The sequence below is a fragment of the Methanogenium sp. MK-MG genome, assembly GCF_009914725.1.
Lineage (GTDB): Archaea > Halobacteriota > Methanomicrobia > Methanomicrobiales > Methanomicrobiaceae > Methanogenium.
This window is the reverse complement of sequence record NZ_JAAAWJ010000041.1, coordinates 1-17,342: the sequence shown is the minus strand read 5'-3', so window position 1 is coordinate 17,342 and position 17,342 is coordinate 1. Positions and strand designations below refer to the sequence as shown.

Below are 17,342 nucleotides of genomic sequence, written 5' to 3'. Positions count from 1 at the left end.
TCTCGGAGACGGGACGTAGGGCAGGTGCCCGGGTTCGCCTTAGAGGTGCAGGGCATCGTCCGCCAGGCACTGGAGCGGACCGGGAGCAGTGAAAAGGAATAAGTCCGGGGATATCCATCCGGATAGTGTCATCTTTATTACCTCCCGGCACATCTGGAGTCGTATGAAGATCACAGATATCGCCGCCCTGCCGGTGGGCGAGAACCCGCACCATGTAGATGCCCGTGTGGCATATGACACCGAACACGCAATGGCGGTGGTCATCACCCTGCAGCCGGGTGAGGAACTCAAAAAGCACATCACCCCGGTCGATGTCTTCTTCTATGTCCTCGAAGGAACCGGAGTCGTTGAGATTGGCGATGAGGAGGAAGTGGTGGGAAGAGATATGCTCGTTGAGAGTCCTGCAAAAATTCCCCACCGCTGGTTCAACCGGAGTGACACTATCTTCCGGGTGCTGGTGGTGAAGGTGCCTAAACCCACAAAAGGGACTCAAATACTCTGACAATTTGCGAAGAAAGGCCCATTTGGTATCTTTTTGATGGAGGACTGATAACAATACAGTTTCAGGCCGCAGTCCTCCCCTTTATTTCTCATCCGCATCAACAATAATGCAATGTACCTTTCCTGCACTCCGCCGTGTATGCCTGCCCCGACAGGTCTTAATCTGCTGCCAACCGGCAGAGAGAGGGGTGTGCCCGGGTTTTCGGTGATGGGCAGGTGAGAGGAAGTGACCATGCCATGCTCTCTATGGCGACCGCACTCCTCTGTATTTCACCTTTTTTGTCAGTAGATGTCACCGTGGAATGTCTGGAGTGCTGTATATATTTCCTGGCCGGGGTCTTTGTGGGCAGTTGTCTGCCGGATGCCGATGTTGCCGCCGCAAAAGAGCTTCGTCCAAGGAAAGTAAAATGGTTTAGCTATTCTGTTATCAGCATCGTAATGATGCGGATGGTGCGGGCCGTCTACTGGGTAACGAGAGTGCGTTTTGACGGGCGCCACAGGCGTTCCCTTCATACCATATTTGGAATATCTGTCGCGGTGGGCGTCATTGTGGCACCCACGTGGTTCATCCTTACCGGTGTCGGCTGGTGGTCAGATGTGTTCATCTTCGTGTATGCGGGACTTCTCTGCGGGGCTCTTTTCCATCTGGCAGAGGACTGCTGCACCATAAACGGCCTGAGGCCTTTCCTGCCGTTTTTGTCCCTGCACCTGAAGGGCGGCATCAATACCGGTGATTACCGGGACAGGCGGCCGGTATGGTATACAAAATGCATGGTATGCATGGCATCGCTGGTCATTGCAGGGGAGTATGTGTATCACATCCCGGCAGGCCGTCTCTTTCTCCCGGTGCTGGGTGTGGTGGCTCTTTCCGGAGTCATCTTCTATCTCTTCTCACAGCGCCCGCATGCCCGAAGGAAGTGAACGGGTTTTTTTGGCAGGATGGGTTGCCTCTCTCATCCCATCCCTGAAACCCCACCTTCTTTTCCTGATGTTCACTTCCCGCTGAACATTTTCAGCCCGATAATCCCCGATACGATCATAAGCAGGCAGAGAATCCGCAGCAGGTCCCGTGATTCCCCGAAGAGATATATGCCTAAGATAGCCGTCCCAACCGCGCCGATTCCTGTCCAGACGGCATAGGCGGTGCCGATGGGGAGGCTTTCGAGTGACTTTGAGAGGAGATAAAAACTGCCCCCCATCAGGGCAATGGTGACAACAGACGGCATGAGGCGTGAGAACCCTTCGGTATATTTGAGACCTATGGCCCATCCGACCTCCATGATGCCTGCCACCAAAAGGGAGAGCCATGCATTTACTGCCATACATTATTTGTTTGTCCTTGCAGATGGATGGAGTTTTTCTTCCAATTCCTGATCCAGGTGGCCGTTCCGTGGATTTGTGGAATATGTTCTCTCTGTTGAGGGTTATTCCGGCATCTCCCGCCAGGGCTCAGGTTCCCTTTGCGTGCAAAAACACCGGCAGGGCAGGTGCATGGATTGGGGGGTGGAGAATATGCCGAACCGGGTGGTTGCATCTATGGTGGAGCATGACAAATTACTACCGGATATCAATGAATCCAGAAACACAGAAGACAATAGACGATTTCCTCGTCAACAAAGAAGACGTGTGCGACGGTATCATGGATGATTTTAAGCAGACTCTCGGGGTTGTCCCGTTCATTCTGCCCATCCTCAGGGAGCGGCCTGATTCATTTGCATTCAACGGGCTCGGGGATTTATATACGTTTAACCCGGAGACGATGGACCGCAAAACAGCAGAGCTGGCCGCCGTTTCTGCTGCAGCTGCCATCGGTGCAGACGCCTGCCTGAAGGTGCATATCGGTGCTGCCCTTAATGAGGGCGCCACCCGTGAACAGATCCGGGATATAATCAATATTGCTGCACTCATTGGCAAGACGGGCATCCTCGGTGCATCGTTCCGGGTGATGAATAAGGCCATTCCCGACGACGAATAATCCGGAAATACCCGGTGTTTCAACCGGAGTGTTTTTTGAATAGGCCGTTTGCTGTCCGCAGATGCCGGACAGGTCCGTCCTTCATTTTTTTCCGGAGGCCGAACTCCGGTCCGATTCCGGCGATTCGTGTGCCGTGTGGTGCGGACGGTATCACCCCGCTGTCCTCTCCTCCCACACGCCGGTCCTGGGATTTTTTCTGTAGCGCCGTTTGACTGCATCCCAGGCGACGCGGTGGGCAGTCTCTTCCCTGCTCTCTTCTCCGCGGCGTTTTTCCGGGTCTGCATACTCCTCCCAGGCATTGTCGAATGCGGCCAGGTAGATCTCCTGTGCATGCAGTGGCAGGTGTGACTTCACCCGTGCCGCGGAAGCTCTGTTGTCCGTTCATAAGGCATTGTATTGTCCGCTCTCCCCGGAGAGGGATGAACCGGAATGGTAAAACATGTTTGCCGTGCGCTTTGTCCCCCGCCGGGTGGATCTGCGGCAGAAAGGGGTGGTGCGTTCCTATTCTCACCACACAAGGGAGAGGACGGCCACGATACCAATCATAACGACGACCCGGAGGCCGGTGGAGAGGCCCTGAATGACAGCACCTGTCCGCGGGCCGAATATCGCCGCATAGGAGGTGCCGTACCAGCGTATGGCACGGGTGACACTGGAGAGAATATTCCCCACAAGGAGGGTGATCACAATCTCATGTGGAGTGAGGGTGCCTGCGGCAAGAAGGGTCGAGGCGACGCTGGCGCCTGCAATGAACGAACCAAACTGGGCGGCAATGATGGCAAAGCCTGCCGCAGGTATGGGGAACCAGGCACCAAAGCCCTGCATCACGTCTGCCACCGTATCAAAGAAGCCGAGGCTGATGAAGACGGCCACGATAACAATCGTGGGCACACTGATGACGAGGATGTGGCGCAGTGATGCGGCAGATGCCTTCAGGGCCTTCTGCACGCCCTCCTTCCAGCCGGGCCGGGGTGGTGGCGCTGTTATCTCCTTTTCCGGTGCAGCGGGGACAGGAAGCATCCATCGCCCGGCGACCATGACGATCACCGTCTTGATGATGCCGACCGCAACAAGGATGGCAAAGTAGACGAGGCCGGTGAGGCCCAGGAGGGGGATGTACACCGGGAGAAGATAGCGCCAGTGCATCATCACATTGGGAAAGGAGTTCATCAGGGCGGCGACCACCATCTCGCGGCGGGTGATGATCCCGTCCCGGTGGTACTTTGCGAGCATCGCGTTTGCAGCCTTGGGGGAGATGAACGCCATCATGAAGGAGATGCCGCATTCGTGGTGGAGGTTGGACCAGGTGGTGAGGGGCCGGGAGATGCGGGATATCCGGGCGGTCGCATTGAACGCCATTATAAGCTCCGCTGCAAATATCCCCGCCACCATCATGGGGATGGTGCGGATGAGGAGGTCAAGGGCGAGAAGAGCAGTCTCCTGGAGAAATGCGTTCATGATTTACATCCACATCCAGTCGTTCTCTCTTTCGGCTGGACATGGGATGGCGGTTTTTTTATCAGTTTAACACATCGTTCTGAATAGCAACGACATTTTTCATACTCAATCTTACGATATTGAATTATTGCATTATGGACGTGCGGAGCCGGAGGAGAACGGTCAGTCGGCTCGCCGTAATACCCCGCCCGTCTCCTCTGCCTCGCCCCGACTGACAAGGCCGCCACAGATCTCTGACAGCATTTCGTCATCCACCGTGATACTGAAATTCTCCGCGAGGGCAGCAGCAACACCACCTGCTGTGGCAGGGCCCGCGGTGAGCACCCGGAGCACAAACCCGGAGAGGTCCTCGTATACTGCCCACGGGTAGATGATCCAGCGCCATTCCGTGATCAGCTCTGCGTAATAGTCAGGCAGATATCCGGATGTGTTCTTGTGCTGCAGCACAGCCGTCCTGACCTCGGAGGCATCGCATCCTGTGAGATAGGAGACGGCTTCGGTCAGGGTGTCGCCGGTGTCGGTCACATCATCGACCACCAGCAGGCGGGCACCTGCGACATCGACTGAAAGGGGGAACCGGATGACAGTCTCCGGTCTCTCTTCTGCGGCCACACCCCAGTGCTCGATTTTGATGCTCGTGAGCATCTGATGCAAAAGATAGTCACAGACCACCCGTGCCGGCACATACCCGCCCCGCCCGATCGCAACCACAAAATCCGGCTGGTAGCCGGAGTCCCGGACTGCGTATGCAAGCCGCCTTGCCAGTGTACACGAGCGTTCCCAGCTGACCAGTTCACAGGGAAAGGTGTCGGGCAACATTACCGTGCATATGCGGTGTTTCCTGAAATATATTTGGGCGGGGTGAGGAGGGAGGGATGGACATGTGTGGGTATGCTGTCGAGAACAGGAATCCTTCCCTCTGTTGCCGGTTATCAATAGTAATACCTGCTCCTATCCAGCAGATGCCATTTTCGGAAAAACCAGATATCCGAAGATATTTCATAATTTGTGGATGATCTGAGGTATTTACGGGCAGAGTACATACCTCCCTAACGACATATGCCATGATATGATACGAACTGCTCCAACCAGAAAAGAGGAAAATCAAACCGGGAAGGCACTGTATCACGATGGTGAGGTCCTTCTCTCAGACGTATTGGAGGTGGATGATGAAGTTCTCCGGTATCTCATCGGGTGCATCCAGAAAGGAAGGCATGTTACCTGGGGAGGTATGTGGTAAGATGGTCAGTCGCACTTCCATACGTGGAATTTCATCACCTGATCACCTGCCTGACGTAGTGTATGCCATGCTCTTCCCTGACTGTTCTGAAAACACTTCCGGGAATGAACCTGATGCCCCCACGATGAACGGCCTGGAACCGGCGCAGAGATGATACTCCCCGCACAAGGAGGGGTTGATAGCATGTGACGTGATCTGAGGTGTCTTCAGCTTCGAAGATATACAACGGGTAATTATTTATCAAACCATGGGAATTCCTGCCAGACGGGCCCACGTGCCATGCCTGGCAACCCCGGCTACCAGAATATCGCAACACACGTGCCCATATATATCCCGAGGCTTTCCCGTGCTGGTGCCTGCTGCACATCGTGTGCAACTGCGGCATCGCGGCCGGGTTTCAATATTCCAGTCTCTATCCCTTTCCTTTGAACATTCATTTTATTCCGTATTCCTCTAAAGAGGATATTTCCTTCTTCCGGTATGCGGCACTGTCTGTGGGGCCGTCTGGTGCATGGCTGCAGGCCCCGATATTGTTTGGTTATTCTGAAAAAATCCGAAATTTATGATATTTTTGAAAAAGAATCGAAATTGTTTGGGCGTTTGTTGATACTCACCAAACTCCAGAATGAATCATGGATACGTAAGAAATGGTCATGAGTCATCTGCACCCGGCATCATCCTGCCCTGAGGATGTGGCCGGGGGATGCATGATGCCCATGACCTCAACATCACACGGACCAGACTCCCCGTTTTCGGATGTCCATGGTCTGTAAAATCAATTTCATGAGGATATTACATCATGCAAAAAAAGTTATTCGAACTTGAATTCGGCGACATGGCTGTCGTCCGTGAGATCCATACGTCTCACCATGACCTGAACTGTATGGGACTCCGGGTAGGCAAGGAACTGAAGATGATCACCAAACAACCCATCAAAGGGCCGGTGGTTGTCCTCCTCGGTGAGGTGGAGATTGCCATGGGCCTTGATATGGCGGCAGAGATACTCGTTGACGTCATCGGAACGGATGCATAAAGGAGACAAAATAATGGCAGATTCAACAAAGAACAAGATCACTGTCCTCATGGTTGGCAACCCGAACGTGGGTAAGAGTGCACTCTTTAACCGGATGACCGGGTCAAATGCTGTGGTCTCAAACTATCCGGGTACGACGGTTGACTTTACCAAAGGCACACTCATTGAAGGAAGACAGGAGTATGAGATCATTGACGTGCCCGGCACCTACTCCCTTGAACCGCGTGATGCGGCAGAGGAGGTGGCGGTCCGGATGCTCAGGGACTGCCCGGATGCAATCGTGATGATCGTGTTTGATGCAACGAAGATCGACCGGGGTCTATACATTGCCCTTGAAGTGATGGAACGGGGTATGCCCTGTATCGTTGCGGTCAATATGATGGACGCCGCCCATGACAAGAAGATCACGGTGGATACTGCCGGGCTCCAGCGGTTACTGGGTGTGCCGGTCGTTGCGACAACCGCCACCAGTGGTGAAGGTATCCGTGAACTGGCGGAGCAGATCCGCAAGGCACAGGTTGCAGATCTGGATGCCATATTAAAACGGCTGAATGGCGAAAACACGGCGAAAAAACAGGTCAGCGGCTGTGGTGGCTGTGGGGGGTGCTGAACAGATGGTCCTTTCTTCTGATGCGGTCCTTTCTTCTGATGCCCGCTGGGAGATGGTAGATCGCCTCACCCGGCAGACTGTGACATACGGCACGTATAAACGGACCCTTGGGGATGTGCTGGGAGAACTGACGGTCAAACCACTCACCGGAATCCCAGTCGCTGTGGCGGCGCTCTTCGCCTTCTGGAGTATCTTTTGCTCCTTTGCAGGCGCCCTCGTGACTGACGGGTTTATGGTGAAACTCTTTGATGCACATTGGCTGCCATGGCTGCAGTCTCTCTGGCCTGATCCTGCAAGCTGGCATTACTTTGTGTTTGTCGGGGATCCGCTGGCGGATAACTGTTTTGAAGCATTTGGCGTATTGACGTCGGGGCTCTTTGTCTCCATAGGTGTGGTGCTTCCGGCGATACTCATTTTCTACCTGATGATGACCGTCCTGGAGGATTCCGGTTACCTGCCCCGGCTTGCCGTCCTCGTTGACTCAGTCCTCCACCGGGTTGGTCTGCATGGCTATGCCATTGTGCCCGCCATTCTCGGCCTGGGATGCAATGTACCGGCGGTGACCGCCACCCGTATCCTGGAGACACGCAAACAGCGGTTTATCATGATGTCCCTGCTTGCCATCTTTATCCCCTGCGGTGCACAGCTGGGTGTTATGCTGGAGGTCATCCCCGATATGGTCGGTATGGTGTTCCTCTGCCTGATTGTCGGCTTCTGTCTCTTTGGATATATCCTGAACAAGGTGATTCCGGGTGAGAATCCAGAGATCCTTGTGGATGTACCGCCCTATCACTGGCCGGTGAAGGAGAATGTGGCAAAGAAACTCTGTAACCGGACCAAAGGGTTCCTGAAAGAGGCCGTGCCCTTTGTGCTCTTTGGTGTGCTCGTCGTGAACCTTCTCTATCTTGGAGGAGTTATTCAGGCGCTCGCTGCCTTCTTCGAACCACTCTTTGTCACGTGGTTTGGTGTGCCTAAAGAGACGGTCGGGCCGCTCATTGCAGCCTTTTTGAGAAAAGACCTTGCCATCGCACAGCTGTCGGTCATCCCGATGACTGCATACCAGATGTTTGCATCGGTGGTGCTCATCTCCATCTACTTCCCCTGTGTGGCCACCTTTGTGGTGATGCTGCGGGAAGGCTGGAAGGAGCTTATTGCAGCCCTCGCGGTGCTCTTTGTGGTGGTCTTCGCATACGGTGGTCTCATACACGCCATCGGCATCCTTCTGGGAGTGGCATAAAATGATACAGAAAAACAGTATATCAGGTATTTACATCGGACTGCTCGGTCTTGTGACACTGGCATGTGGCCTTGCAGACATCTTCGTCTGGGCCGGCATCAATGCCGGATTCCAGGTTGGAATTCTCGAAATCGCGGGGGATGACTTCTTCCGCTGGGCATGGGGCGGCTTTATCATGGTCTGTGCCGGACTCTTCATGCTTGCGGGCAGCAGAAAGGCGCTTTCCCTTCAGCAGTTTGCGAAGGTGACCCTGGGCACAGTCCTCGTCTGGCTCATCGCCGGTACAGATATCTTCGCCCGGCTCTGTGAAAGTATTCCTGCAGGGGAAGAGGCACCGGAGTTCTTCAACTCCCTCTCTGGATTTATCGGTGGATTTGCTCCACCTTACTCCCCTGCAATTATCCTCCTGCCATTCACGCTGGTCATCCTCTACCTGCTGTATACGCAGGCCTATGATACGGATTAACCCGGTGTGTCACAGACACACGATATTTTTTTAAACCGGTTATGTGGGTAAAAATGGAGGATGGATACATCACCAGGCATCTCAGCAGGAAGGCTGAGGACTATCTGGAAGCAATTCTCAATGTCACTCTTGAGAAGGGATATGCCCGGACAAAGGACGTGGCGCATGAACTGGGGATCAGTCCCTCGAGTGTTGTCGAGATGTTCCGGAAGCTTGACGCCATGCACCTCGTCTGTTACCGGCGGTATGAAGGGGTGGTCTTTCTCCCGGAAGGACAGAAGATTGCAGAAGTGATTAAGTACCGGCATGACACCCTGAAGAAATTTCTGCTGCTCATCGCGGTGCCGGAGGATATTGCCGATGCAGATGCCTGTTTCATGGAGCATGAACTGCATCCTGAGACCGTGCGCCGGATACACCATTTTATTGATTGTATGGAGAATAATCCTGCATTTTGCCAGCAGATTCAGCACCATCAAAAAACACCGGTTCGCTGAATGATGAAAAGAGATCATCAGGATGTGTGCCGGTATGGAACGTGAAAATGGTATTTCGTTTTTGTAGTAAACAGGGCCTGAACATCCGTTTCATGCCTGGTTTTGTAAAAAATGAGTGCTACAGTTCACTGTATGGGCCTGCTCCCAGGCTCTTTCTTCTCTGCATACCCGGAAACTCTCAGTGTGTCCACTCAATAATTTGGATGTCAGGGCCGATCGCCTTGATAACGGCGTCCCGCATATTTGCATAATGTGGGCAGGGATAGCCGATGGGGTTGCCCTTTGAGATACAGGACGCAAAGACAATCGCCTCAGCACCCCGTTCAACCAGTATCTTTGCCCGCGGGATGGCCCGTTTTCCCGGGCACCCGCCACAGGTGACAAACCCGACGATATTGACAGGCCCTGTCTCTGCAAAGGCGCCTTTTCCTTGTGCGGTTATTTTAAAGTCAGTTGTCCCCGGGCAGATGTCTTCTGTCATGAGGCAGCGGATGATGCCGACATTCATGGTTAATCACGAAATCTGGGCGGTGTACCTGCTTAAATATATGGGACATGTATCGGAGGAAAATCCTGGTCGCAGAGTCCCGTTCCATTCGGAAATGGCGGCATTATCCGAATATTTTTTGCAATCCTGCCAATATCAGAGATTTTTATGGGCAGGGTAGATGCCTCCCGAATGACAGATACCATGGTATGATACGAACGATACCAACCAGCATGCAGAGACGATACCAGAAGAGTAGCTTACCCGTCATTCGGGGAGGAGTGTTGTAAGATGACCTGCCGTAGTAGCATACGGGGCATCTCGTCACCGGACCATCTGCCAGACGTACTTTATGCGTTGCTCAATCCCCATCGGCCCGGAAAAATGTCAGGGAATGGGCCTGAAGATCGTGTGATGGACAGCCAAATACCGGTGCAGAGATGAGCATCAGTATCTGCATGGACTGGGTTTTATCCTCCGATCATTTGTCCGGGAGACAAAAACAGACTTCTGCACGGGGGTGGGTGGGTATGTGATCTGATCTGCGGCACGTCGGGCGATGAACAGATCAGACTGTTGCCCTGTGCCAGACCTTGTGGGAATTCCTGCCGGATGACTCACATACACACACATGTCATACCTTGAATACTCTGCGCACCAGAGTGTCGCAATATAACCTCCTCACACCCGGAGAGGTTTACCGGCTGATGTCTTCTGCATGTCATATGCACCTGAAGCGTCCCTGCCGGGTCAATATATATATTCATTCCTGTGTCTGATAGGAATCCACCGTTTTTGCTTTTAGATTTTTAAGACTCTCCCGTACCCGGTGAGTGGCTGTGCCGTATCTGCACATGTGCATGCGCTTCTGTTCTGAATGTTTCGGTTTTTCTAACATTTTCCGAATATATCTCAGTTCCTGAAAAAAACCGAAATTCTTTAGGCCCTTCTTGATACTGACCGAACCGTAGAGATTATACCAGACAGTTATGATCCTGAACGAGTTGCATCCCGGTGAACGTGGACGCGTCACGGGGATAGATGGCGGACACTGTTTCCAACAGAAACTTGCCCTGAGGGGCGTTGCGGAAGGGTGTACGCTTACCATGGTATCATCATCGTGTTGCGGGCCGGTGGCAGTGGAGGTGAGGGGCAGTACGCTGGCCCTCGGCCGATGTATGGCCCGCCATATACAGGTTGTGAAGGTGGAATAATGCGGATAAAACTCTCAGATTTGCCTTTTGGCGCGACGGCTGTCGTCCGGGAGATCCAGACCTCTGCACATGATCTGAACTGCCTGGGACTCCGGATTGGCAAAGAACTGAAGATGGTCACCAAACAGCCCATCAAGGGGCCGGTGGTTGTCATCCTTGGTGAACTGGAGATTGCCATGGGTCTTGAGACAGCTGAACAGATCGTGGTTGAGACCGGGGTGGACAGATGACAGAGGGGAGAGCGGATCTCCCTGAGGGGGGGACGACGGTCCTGATGCTCGGCAACCCGAATGTGGGCAAAAGTGCTCTTTTTAACCGGATGACAGGTGCAAACGCCGTGGTCTCCAACTATCCCGGCACAACGGTTGACTTTACCCGCGGCACCTTCATCGAGGGCGGGCATACCTATACCATCGTTGATGTGCCCGGCACCTACTCCCTTGAACCGCGTGATGCGGCCGAAGAAGTGGCTGTCCGGATGCTCAGGGACTGCCCGGATGCGACCGTGATGATCGTGCTTGACGCAACCAAGATTGACCGGGGTCTCTACATCACCCTTGAAGTGATGGAACGGGGTATGCCCTGTATCGTTGCGGTCAATATGATGGACGCCGCCCATGAAAAGAAGATAACAGTCGACATCGCAGCACTCCAGCGCCTTTTGGGTGTGCCGGTGGTCTCGACGACTGCGACCAGCGGCGAAGGGGTCCGCACCCTCGCAGAGCAGATACGAAAGGCGCAGGTCGCGAACCTTGGCGGCATCGCGAAGCGCCTGCGGGGTGAAGAACCCCGGACCGAATCTCTCCGTGCCTGTGGCGGATGTGGGGGGTGCTGAACCGATGGTAATTTCTTCTGACGCCCGCTGGGAGATGGTGGACGCCATCACCCGGCAGACCGTCACCTATGGCACATACAAGCAGACGCTGGGGGATGTGCTGGGCGACTTAACCGTCAAACCGCTCACCGGCATCCCGGTTGCGGTGGCGGCACTCTATGCATTCTGGAGTATCTTCACCTCGTTTGCCGGCACCCTCGTGACCGATGGGTTCATGGTGAAACTTTTTGACGGTTACTGGCTGCCGTGGCTGCAGTCGGTCTGGCCTGATCCCACAAGCTGGCATTACTTCATCTTTGTGGGGAATCCAGCGGCAGATACCTGTTTTGAGGCATTCGGGATGCTCACGTCAGGACTCTTCGTCTCCATAGGCGTGGTGCTTCCCGCGGTTTTCGTCTTCTACCTGATGATGACCATCCTGGAAGACTCCGGCTACCTGCCCCGGCTGGCTGTCCTGATGGACTCAGTCCTCCACCGCATCGGGCTGCACGGGTATGCGATTGTGCCCGCCATCCTCGGCCTCGGGTGCAATGTGCCGGCGGTGACCGCCACCCGTATTCTTGAGACCAAAAAACAGCGGTTCATCATGATGACGCTCCTTGCCCTTTTCATCCCCTGTGGGGCACAGCTGGGTATCATGATGAGCGTACTTCCTGACCTGGTTGGCGTTGTGATGCTCTGCCTCGTTGTCGGCTTCGTCATCTTTGGATTTGTCTTAAACAAGGTGATACCGGGGGAGAATCCCGAGATCCTCGTGGATGTGCCTCCCTATCACTGGCCGGTTAAGGAGTATGTGGCAAAGAAACTCTGGAACCGGACCAAAGGGTTCCTGAAAGAGGCAGTGCCCTTCGTGCTCTTTGGTGTGCTGGTTGTAAACCTCCTCTACCTCGGGGGTGTCATCCAGGGGCTCGCAGACCTGCTCGAACCGGTCTTCGTCACCTGGTTCGGCGTCCCCAAAGAGACGGTCGGGCCGCTCATTGCGGCATTCCTGAGAAAAGATCTCGCTATAGCACAGCTCTCGACCATACCGATGACTACCTACCAGACGGTTGCCTCCGTGGTGCTGGTGACGATTTACTTCCCGTGCGTGGCCACCTTTGTGGTCATGCTCAGGGAAGGCTGGAAACAGCTCATTGCAGCAATTGCAGTGCTCTTCGTGGTTGTATTCATCTATGGTGGCATCATTCACGCCGTCGGCATCCTTTTGGGGGTGGCATAAATGGAACAGAAAATTACACCCATTAGTATCTATATCGGTCTGCTTGGCCTTGTGACCCTTGCGTTCGGCCTTGCAGACATCTTCGTCTGGGCCGGTGTCAGTCCCGGTTTACAGGTGGGTATCATTGAGATCGCGGGTGATGACTTCTTCCGCTGGGCCTGGGGCGGGTTTATTATGGCCTGCGCCGGCCTCTTCATGCTCAGTGGCTGCACACGGGTGACCACGTTGCAGCAGTCCGGGAAGGTGGTTTTGGGTGGAGCGCTGGTCTGGCTTATTGCGGGAACAGATATCTTTGCCCTGCTCTGTGCGGGTATTCCCGCAGAAGAGGCATCCCCGGCATTCTTCAACTCCCTCTCCGGATTTCTGGCCGGGTTCGCCCCGCCATATACACCGGCAATGGTCCTCCTTCCCTTCACACTGGGTATTCTGTATTTGATCCGTGTCCGGGATGCTGACGATTCCTGATGGGCCCGGAGATCGTGACATCCGGGTCACCCATTTTATCATCTTCCGCAGATGAGTACCTGTGCAGGAATAGTATGGAGGAAGGATATATTGCAAAACACCTCAGCAGAAAGGCTGAGGACTATCTTGAAGCTATCCTCAATGTCACCCTCGAGAAGGGCTATGCCCGGACCAAAGATGTGGCCGACCAGCTGGGGCTCAGTCCCTCAAGTGTGGTTGAGATGTTCCGGAAGCTGGACAGTCTGGGTCTCGTTGAATACCGGCGGTATGAGGGAGTGGTCTTTCGCCCCGAGGGGCAGAAGATTGCGGAAGTGATCAAATACCGCCACGATACACTGAAGAAATTTTTACTGCTGATAGGCGTGCCTGATAAAGTGGCTGAGCAGGATGCCTGTTTTATGGAGCATGAGCTCAATCCTGAGACGGTGCGCCGTATCCGCCTCTTTCTTGAGACGATGGATGACGATCCCACCTTCTGCCGGCAGCTCCAGCAGGAGATTGCACAGCGGATACTGAATAAATAAACTATTTCGACCGGATTCTACCACTTCCTGGTTCTGGATCCTGGGTATGAGGGGTCGGTGGCTGCCGGTTATCTCTGTCTTCGACAGGCGATATTCCTTTTTTGTATTGTCACAGCGGTCAGGTTAATGCTCTGGCACCTGCTATTTCTCTCTGAGAAACAGTTATGGGATATCAGTATCTCTTCGGCCCCGTGCCGTCACGGCGGTTGGGGGTCTCGCTGGGCATTGACCTTGTGCCCCACAAGACCTGCAGTTACAACTGCATCTACTGTGAGTGCGGAAAGACAACCGACCTCACTACGGAACGAACCGAATATTACCCGATGGAAGCAATCATCCGTGAGATTGATGATTACCTTTCAACAGATCCAAAACTTGATTTCATCACGTTCTCAGGTTCCGGTGAGCCGACGCTCCATTCCGGTGTTGGCAGGATTGCCCGCCATATCCGTGAGACGTTTCCTGAGTACAGGATGGCACTTCTCACGAACGGCAGCCTCTTCAGTGACCCGGCGGTGCGGGCAGAGGTCGCCTCTGTCCATGTCATCGTGCCGTCCCTGGATGCGGTTTCGGAATCCGTCTTTGAAAAGATTGACCGGCCCTGTTCGTCCATCATGGCAGCAGACGTCATTGCAGGTCTGGTCTCCCTCAGAAATGAGTTCACAGGTGAAATCTGGCTGGAGATCTTCATCATCCCCGGCCTGAATGACACGGATGAGGAGCTGCTCTTCTTGCGGGATGCGATTGCAGAGATTCGCCCTGACCGGGTGCAGCTGAATGCACTGGACCGGCCGGGCATCGCAGACTGGATCACTGTTCCTACCGCTGAAGAGATGGAGCGGATTGCTGCATCCCTCGGATTCCCCGGAGTAGAGGTGGTGGGCGGGCTTCCCTCACGCTCGGATATTGCCTCTTTTTCACAGGATGTCCGTGAGTCAATTATCGGGACCATCCGGCGCCGGCCCTGCACTATGGATGACCTCAGCCGGATACTGGGGCTGCACCCGAACGAGATTCGCAAATACACGGATACGCTCATCGCAGAGGGGCAGATTGGGGAGAAGGCAGAGGAACGCGGCACGTTTTTTGTCGCTCTCTCCTGAGCTGTTGACTGCGGACCGATTCGAAGTCAAGGCAAGATTAATCAGATCATTCAGCCATTCATCTGTTGTGATCTGATATGTCAGGATACCAGTTTCCTCTGGCTCTCCTTCTCTGTCTCGTGGCGGCTGCCGTTCTTGCATGCGGCTGCACCGACGGAGGGGTGAAGGATCCGGATGCCGTGAGCGGCGCCGGAACAGTAGTGTATAATGACTTCGAGGGCGGGTTCTACGGGATTGTCACGGACGACGGCACCCGCTATCTCCCCCTCAACCTGCCGGATGAGTTTGCGCAGGACAACCTCTCTGTCACCTTTGCCGGGACTGTGCAGAAAGACGTGGTCACCATCCAGCAATGGGGCACTCCTCTTGAACTGAGCGAGATCTCATCCGGTGATAAGGTGGTGAAGATAGAATCCGGTGTCTGAACTGCCCTTCTCCCTCACTCCTGATCTTTCTCCCGCATATGGGAGGAGACATTCAGGGCCATTTTTTTGAGCACTTCAAGTGCTGTTTCCTTTTCTTCGTCGGAGAAATTGCTGAAGAGGATATCAGCCCACTCTTCAGAGAGCTCTTTCATCTCGGGAAGGATCTTCTCTCCCTCTCCGGAAATCCGAACCATCCTGGCCCTGCCGTCTCTTTGTCTGCGTTATGGGTGCTGGTGTTTATTATCTCCTCAGGGAAAGGAGGGAGGATACATGATATTTCTCCCCCGGCCCGTGTCGTAGGGGATACCTGCCACCCCATGCCTTTCAGACATGAGGGAGTAAAAAACCGATGAACAACATTCTGATATGCAGATTTGTATTGCATTTAACTGCAGGAAGAGATGATGTGGCCGGAAAATATGGGCCGGTGTGAACATATTTTTTAGCATTAGTCCTGAATTATTTTTTATTGGAATTGTTTTTTTACTGGACGTATATTATATGGAATCATCGCATTCTTCACATAGCAATTGTATAATATGTCGGTTCTCTGTAGTGGTGTGATTTTTTAGTTTTTTTGTATATAATTGCAATAAATTTACAAACGAATGCGAAAACAGGATGTGAATTTTACATCAATATACACTATTGCCTGTTAATTTGATCAAATTTAAAATATAGTAATGATGTAAACTAAATCATATAATCTATATGCGATCCCCATCAAATCGTATATAAATTATAGTGTATATGCTGAGGTGTAAATAATTTTGATTATAACGTTTGCCCATCACAAAGGTGGAACTGGAAAAACAACGTCATGTTTAAATATTGCCGGATATCTGCACGAATGCGGCAGGCGTGTGCTGGTCATTGACTGTGATCCGCAGGCAAATGCGACGTCCGGGCTTGGCGTCGATCCGTGTTCCGATCGTCTGAGTATGTATGACGTGTTCATGTCCTATGCGGGAGATTATCCTGCCGTTGGCCTGGCGGATATCATTACGGAGACAAAATCGGGTATTCTTCTGGCGCCTTCATCGCTTGATCTCGTCGGGGTTGAGCCATATCTCTATACCCTCAACCACCGTGCCGAGATACTGAAAGATGCGATCACAGAGGTTGGTGATGAGTATGACCACATACTCATCGATACCCCGCCGAGTATGGGGCAATTCGTCCTCAACGGACTTGTTGCCGCAGATCAGGTTGTTGTTACGTTTGACAGCGGCGTCTTTGCCCTGAAAGGGGCCGAGGCGCTCTCGACGATCATGGAGGATGTTGAGACGTACGTCGGTGATAAAGTGGTCGCCGATGTGGCCGTTCTCACGCGCTGGGACAAAACCCCCGGCACACCCGTGTCAGCTGAAGGGTTTGGAGCACGGCTGAAGCAGCTCTTCTTTGGAAAAACAGACTCTGTCAATAATGATGAAGAAAACGAACGCCTGACCGCATTTGAGAATGATGTGAAGAGATCGTTTAAGACGGTATACACGGTCCCGTTCGACACGAATGTCCAGAAAGCACAGGAGAAAGGGATTCCCCTCGCGCAGTTTGCACCGCAATGTGAGGCTGCATCTGTCTATCGTGAAATTGCTGATATGATCAATTCGCAGTGAAACTGGCTGACAATCCATCTGAAAAATATTGTAATAATTTAATGAGGCGAGTATATATGGAAAAAACCGGAAGAAAAGCATTATTTCAGGCTGCTCCGTCAAATAACGGGAACAATGACGTAAACATCATCCTGGAAGACTGGGCGAACATTCTCAAATCCGCCGTTGAGGGGGATGCATCAGCGGGTATTGATATTGATTCCGTTGACGGTTCACTGAAATCACTCGGTGAAACGCTCAATTCGGCAATCAAAAAAATATCGGAGGTCGAGCTGCTCAAGAAGCAGTCGGAATCGTTCATCAGACTGAATCCGCAGGCGATTGCGGTGCTCGGTCCCGACAAGTCCCGTATTGACCTCAATAAGGAGTATGAGCGTGTCTGGCGGGGAAGCTATGAAGAGCTGATGGCAAAGAAGCTCTACGACTTTGACATC

At 53.2% G+C, this 17,342-nt stretch carries 25 protein-coding genes and 1 pseudogene; 20 read left to right on the top strand and 6 right to left on the bottom strand.

Translation table 11 applies throughout. The annotated features are described in order from the left end of the window. Positions 1–163: 163 nt before the first annotated feature. Positions 164–502, top strand: coding sequence for a cupin domain-containing protein (locus MKMG_RS07330; protein WP_165076966.1), 339 nt, complete (start codon positions 164–166; stop codon positions 500–502). Positions 503–717: 215 nt separating this feature from the next. Next, the gene (locus tag MKMG_RS07325) at positions 718–1,422 is read left to right on the top strand and encodes a metal-dependent hydrolase (protein WP_165076965.1); all 705 of its coding nucleotides are present in this window, start codon (positions 718–720) and stop codon (positions 1,420–1,422) included. 71 nt (positions 1,423–1,493) lie between these two features. On the opposite strand, the gene sugE is transcribed toward MKMG_RS07325, so the two are convergent. After that, a complete protein-coding gene (sugE, locus tag MKMG_RS07320) occupies positions 1,494–1,823 on the bottom strand; it encodes a quaternary ammonium compound efflux SMR transporter SugE (RefSeq protein WP_165076964.1) in 330 nt (109 codons plus the stop codon). A gap of 224 nt (positions 1,824–2,047) precedes the next feature. Between sugE and MKMG_RS07315 the strand changes: the two genes are divergently transcribed. Next, the gene (locus MKMG_RS07315; RefSeq protein ID WP_254059120.1) at positions 2,048–2,476 is read left to right on the top strand and encodes a carboxymuconolactone decarboxylase family protein; all 429 of its coding nucleotides are present in this window, start codon (positions 2,048–2,050) and stop codon (positions 2,474–2,476) included. A 150-nt stretch (positions 2,477–2,626) separates the two neighbouring features. Here the strand turns inward: MKMG_RS07315 and MKMG_RS07310 are convergent, their stop codons facing one another. The 3 genes from MKMG_RS07310 to MKMG_RS07300 form a co-directional block, all read right to left on the bottom strand. After that, on the bottom strand, positions 2,627–2,830 hold the full coding sequence (locus MKMG_RS07310; protein WP_254059119.1) for a ChaB family protein: 204 nt from the start codon (positions 2,828–2,830) through the stop codon (positions 2,627–2,629). A gap of 153 nt (positions 2,831–2,983) precedes the next feature. Beyond that, positions 2,984–3,934, bottom strand: coding sequence for a nucleoside recognition domain-containing protein (locus MKMG_RS07305; protein WP_165076962.1), 951 nt, complete (start codon positions 3,932–3,934; stop codon positions 2,984–2,986). A 162-nt stretch (positions 3,935–4,096) separates the two neighbouring features. Beyond that, entirely contained in the window at positions 4,097–4,753 is a 657-nt protein-coding gene (locus MKMG_RS07300; RefSeq protein WP_165076960.1) for a phosphoribosyltransferase, read from the bottom strand. A 250-nt stretch (positions 4,754–5,003) separates the two neighbouring features. Here MKMG_RS07300 and MKMG_RS07295 point away from each other — a divergent pair, with 250 nt between their 5' ends. The 7 genes from MKMG_RS07295 (at position 5,004) to MKMG_RS07265 (ending at position 9,017) form a co-directional block, all read left to right on the top strand. Further along, positions 5,004–5,174, top strand: a complete 171-nt coding sequence (locus MKMG_RS07295) for a hypothetical protein (protein WP_165076958.1) — start codon at positions 5,004–5,006, stop codon at positions 5,172–5,174. A 1-nt stretch (position 5,175) separates the two neighbouring features. Next, positions 5,176–5,328 carry a hypothetical protein gene (locus tag MKMG_RS07290; RefSeq protein WP_165076957.1) on the top strand — a complete coding sequence of 51 codons (153 nt, stop codon included), beginning with the start codon at positions 5,176–5,178 and terminating at the stop codon, positions 5,326–5,328. 645 nt (positions 5,329–5,973) lie between these two features. Further along, positions 5,974–6,207, top strand: coding sequence for a FeoA family protein (locus tag MKMG_RS07285; protein WP_165076955.1), 234 nt, complete (start codon positions 5,974–5,976; stop codon positions 6,205–6,207). Between the two features lie 13 nt (positions 6,208–6,220). Then, positions 6,221–6,817, top strand: coding sequence for a FeoB small GTPase domain-containing protein (locus MKMG_RS07280; protein WP_165076953.1), 597 nt, complete (start codon positions 6,221–6,223; stop codon positions 6,815–6,817). Positions 6,818–6,821: 4 nt separating this feature from the next. Next, positions 6,822–8,054 (top strand): ferrous iron transporter B, encoded by a 1,233-nt coding sequence (locus MKMG_RS07275; RefSeq protein WP_165076951.1) that lies wholly within the window; start codon positions 6,822–6,824, stop codon positions 8,052–8,054. Position 8,055: 1 nt separating this feature from the next. Further along, entirely contained in the window at positions 8,056–8,520 is a 465-nt protein-coding gene (locus tag MKMG_RS07270; protein ID WP_165076949.1) for a hypothetical protein, read from the top strand. Between the two features lie 53 nt (positions 8,521–8,573). Next, positions 8,574–9,017, top strand: a complete 444-nt coding sequence (locus MKMG_RS07265; protein WP_165076948.1) for a metal-dependent transcriptional regulator — start codon at positions 8,574–8,576, stop codon at positions 9,015–9,017. 178 nt (positions 9,018–9,195) lie between these two features. Here MKMG_RS07265 and MKMG_RS07260 read toward each other — a convergent pair whose 3' ends face one another. Continuing rightward, on the bottom strand, positions 9,196–9,525 hold the full coding sequence (locus MKMG_RS07260; RefSeq protein WP_165076946.1) for a CGGC domain-containing protein: 330 nt from the start codon (positions 9,523–9,525) through the stop codon (positions 9,196–9,198). Positions 9,526–10,493: 968 nt separating this feature from the next. On the opposite strand from MKMG_RS07260, the gene MKMG_RS07255 reads away from it, so the two are divergent. The 8 genes from MKMG_RS07255 to MKMG_RS07220 all read left to right on the top strand — a co-directional run bounded on the left by MKMG_RS07255 (position 10,494) and on the right by MKMG_RS07220 (position 15,289). Continuing rightward, entirely contained in the window at positions 10,494–10,718 is a 225-nt protein-coding gene (locus tag MKMG_RS07255; protein ID WP_165076944.1) for a FeoA family protein, read from the top strand. Next, a complete protein-coding gene (locus MKMG_RS07250; protein ID WP_165076942.1) occupies positions 10,718–10,948 on the top strand; it encodes a FeoA family protein in 231 nt (76 codons plus the stop codon). Before MKMG_RS07255 ends, MKMG_RS07250 begins: the two co-directional genes overlap by 1 nt. Beyond that, positions 10,945–11,553, top strand: coding sequence for a FeoB small GTPase domain-containing protein (locus tag MKMG_RS07245; RefSeq protein ID WP_165076941.1), 609 nt, complete (start codon positions 10,945–10,947; stop codon positions 11,551–11,553). The genes MKMG_RS07250 and MKMG_RS07245 overlap by 4 nt, the downstream gene beginning before the upstream one ends. Positions 11,554–11,557: 4 nt before the next feature. Next, a complete protein-coding gene (locus tag MKMG_RS07240; RefSeq protein WP_165076939.1) occupies positions 11,558–12,772 on the top strand; it encodes a ferrous iron transporter B in 1,215 nt (404 codons plus the stop codon). Next, positions 12,773–13,237, top strand: a complete 465-nt coding sequence (locus tag MKMG_RS07235; RefSeq protein ID WP_165076937.1) for a hypothetical protein — start codon at positions 12,773–12,775, stop codon at positions 13,235–13,237. 74 nt (positions 13,238–13,311) lie between these two features. Beyond that, the gene (locus MKMG_RS07230; protein ID WP_165076936.1) at positions 13,312–13,761 is read left to right on the top strand and encodes a metal-dependent transcriptional regulator; all 450 of its coding nucleotides are present in this window, start codon (positions 13,312–13,314) and stop codon (positions 13,759–13,761) included. A 164-nt stretch (positions 13,762–13,925) separates the two neighbouring features. Then, positions 13,926–14,864 (top strand): radical SAM protein, encoded by a 939-nt coding sequence (locus tag MKMG_RS07225; protein WP_165076934.1) that lies wholly within the window; start codon positions 13,926–13,928, stop codon positions 14,862–14,864. A gap of 77 nt (positions 14,865–14,941) precedes the next feature. Then, a complete protein-coding gene (locus MKMG_RS07220; protein WP_165076932.1) occupies positions 14,942–15,289 on the top strand; it encodes a hypothetical protein in 348 nt (115 codons plus the stop codon). A 14-nt stretch (positions 15,290–15,303) separates the two neighbouring features. Here MKMG_RS07220 and MKMG_RS07215 read toward each other — a convergent pair whose 3' ends face one another. Then, the gene (locus MKMG_RS07215) at positions 15,304–15,483 is read right to left on the bottom strand and encodes a hypothetical protein (protein WP_165076931.1); all 180 of its coding nucleotides are present in this window, start codon (positions 15,481–15,483) and stop codon (positions 15,304–15,306) included. A gap of 576 nt (positions 15,484–16,059) precedes the next feature. Here MKMG_RS07215 and MKMG_RS07210 point away from each other — a divergent pair. Further along, positions 16,060–16,908 carry a ParA family protein gene (locus MKMG_RS07210; protein ID WP_254059118.1) on the top strand — a complete coding sequence of 283 codons (849 nt, stop codon included), beginning with the start codon at positions 16,060–16,062 and terminating at the stop codon, positions 16,906–16,908. A 56-nt stretch (positions 16,909–16,964) separates the two neighbouring features. Next, positions 16,965–17,342: pseudogene (locus MKMG_RS07205) on the top strand (hypothetical protein); the annotation flags it as partial.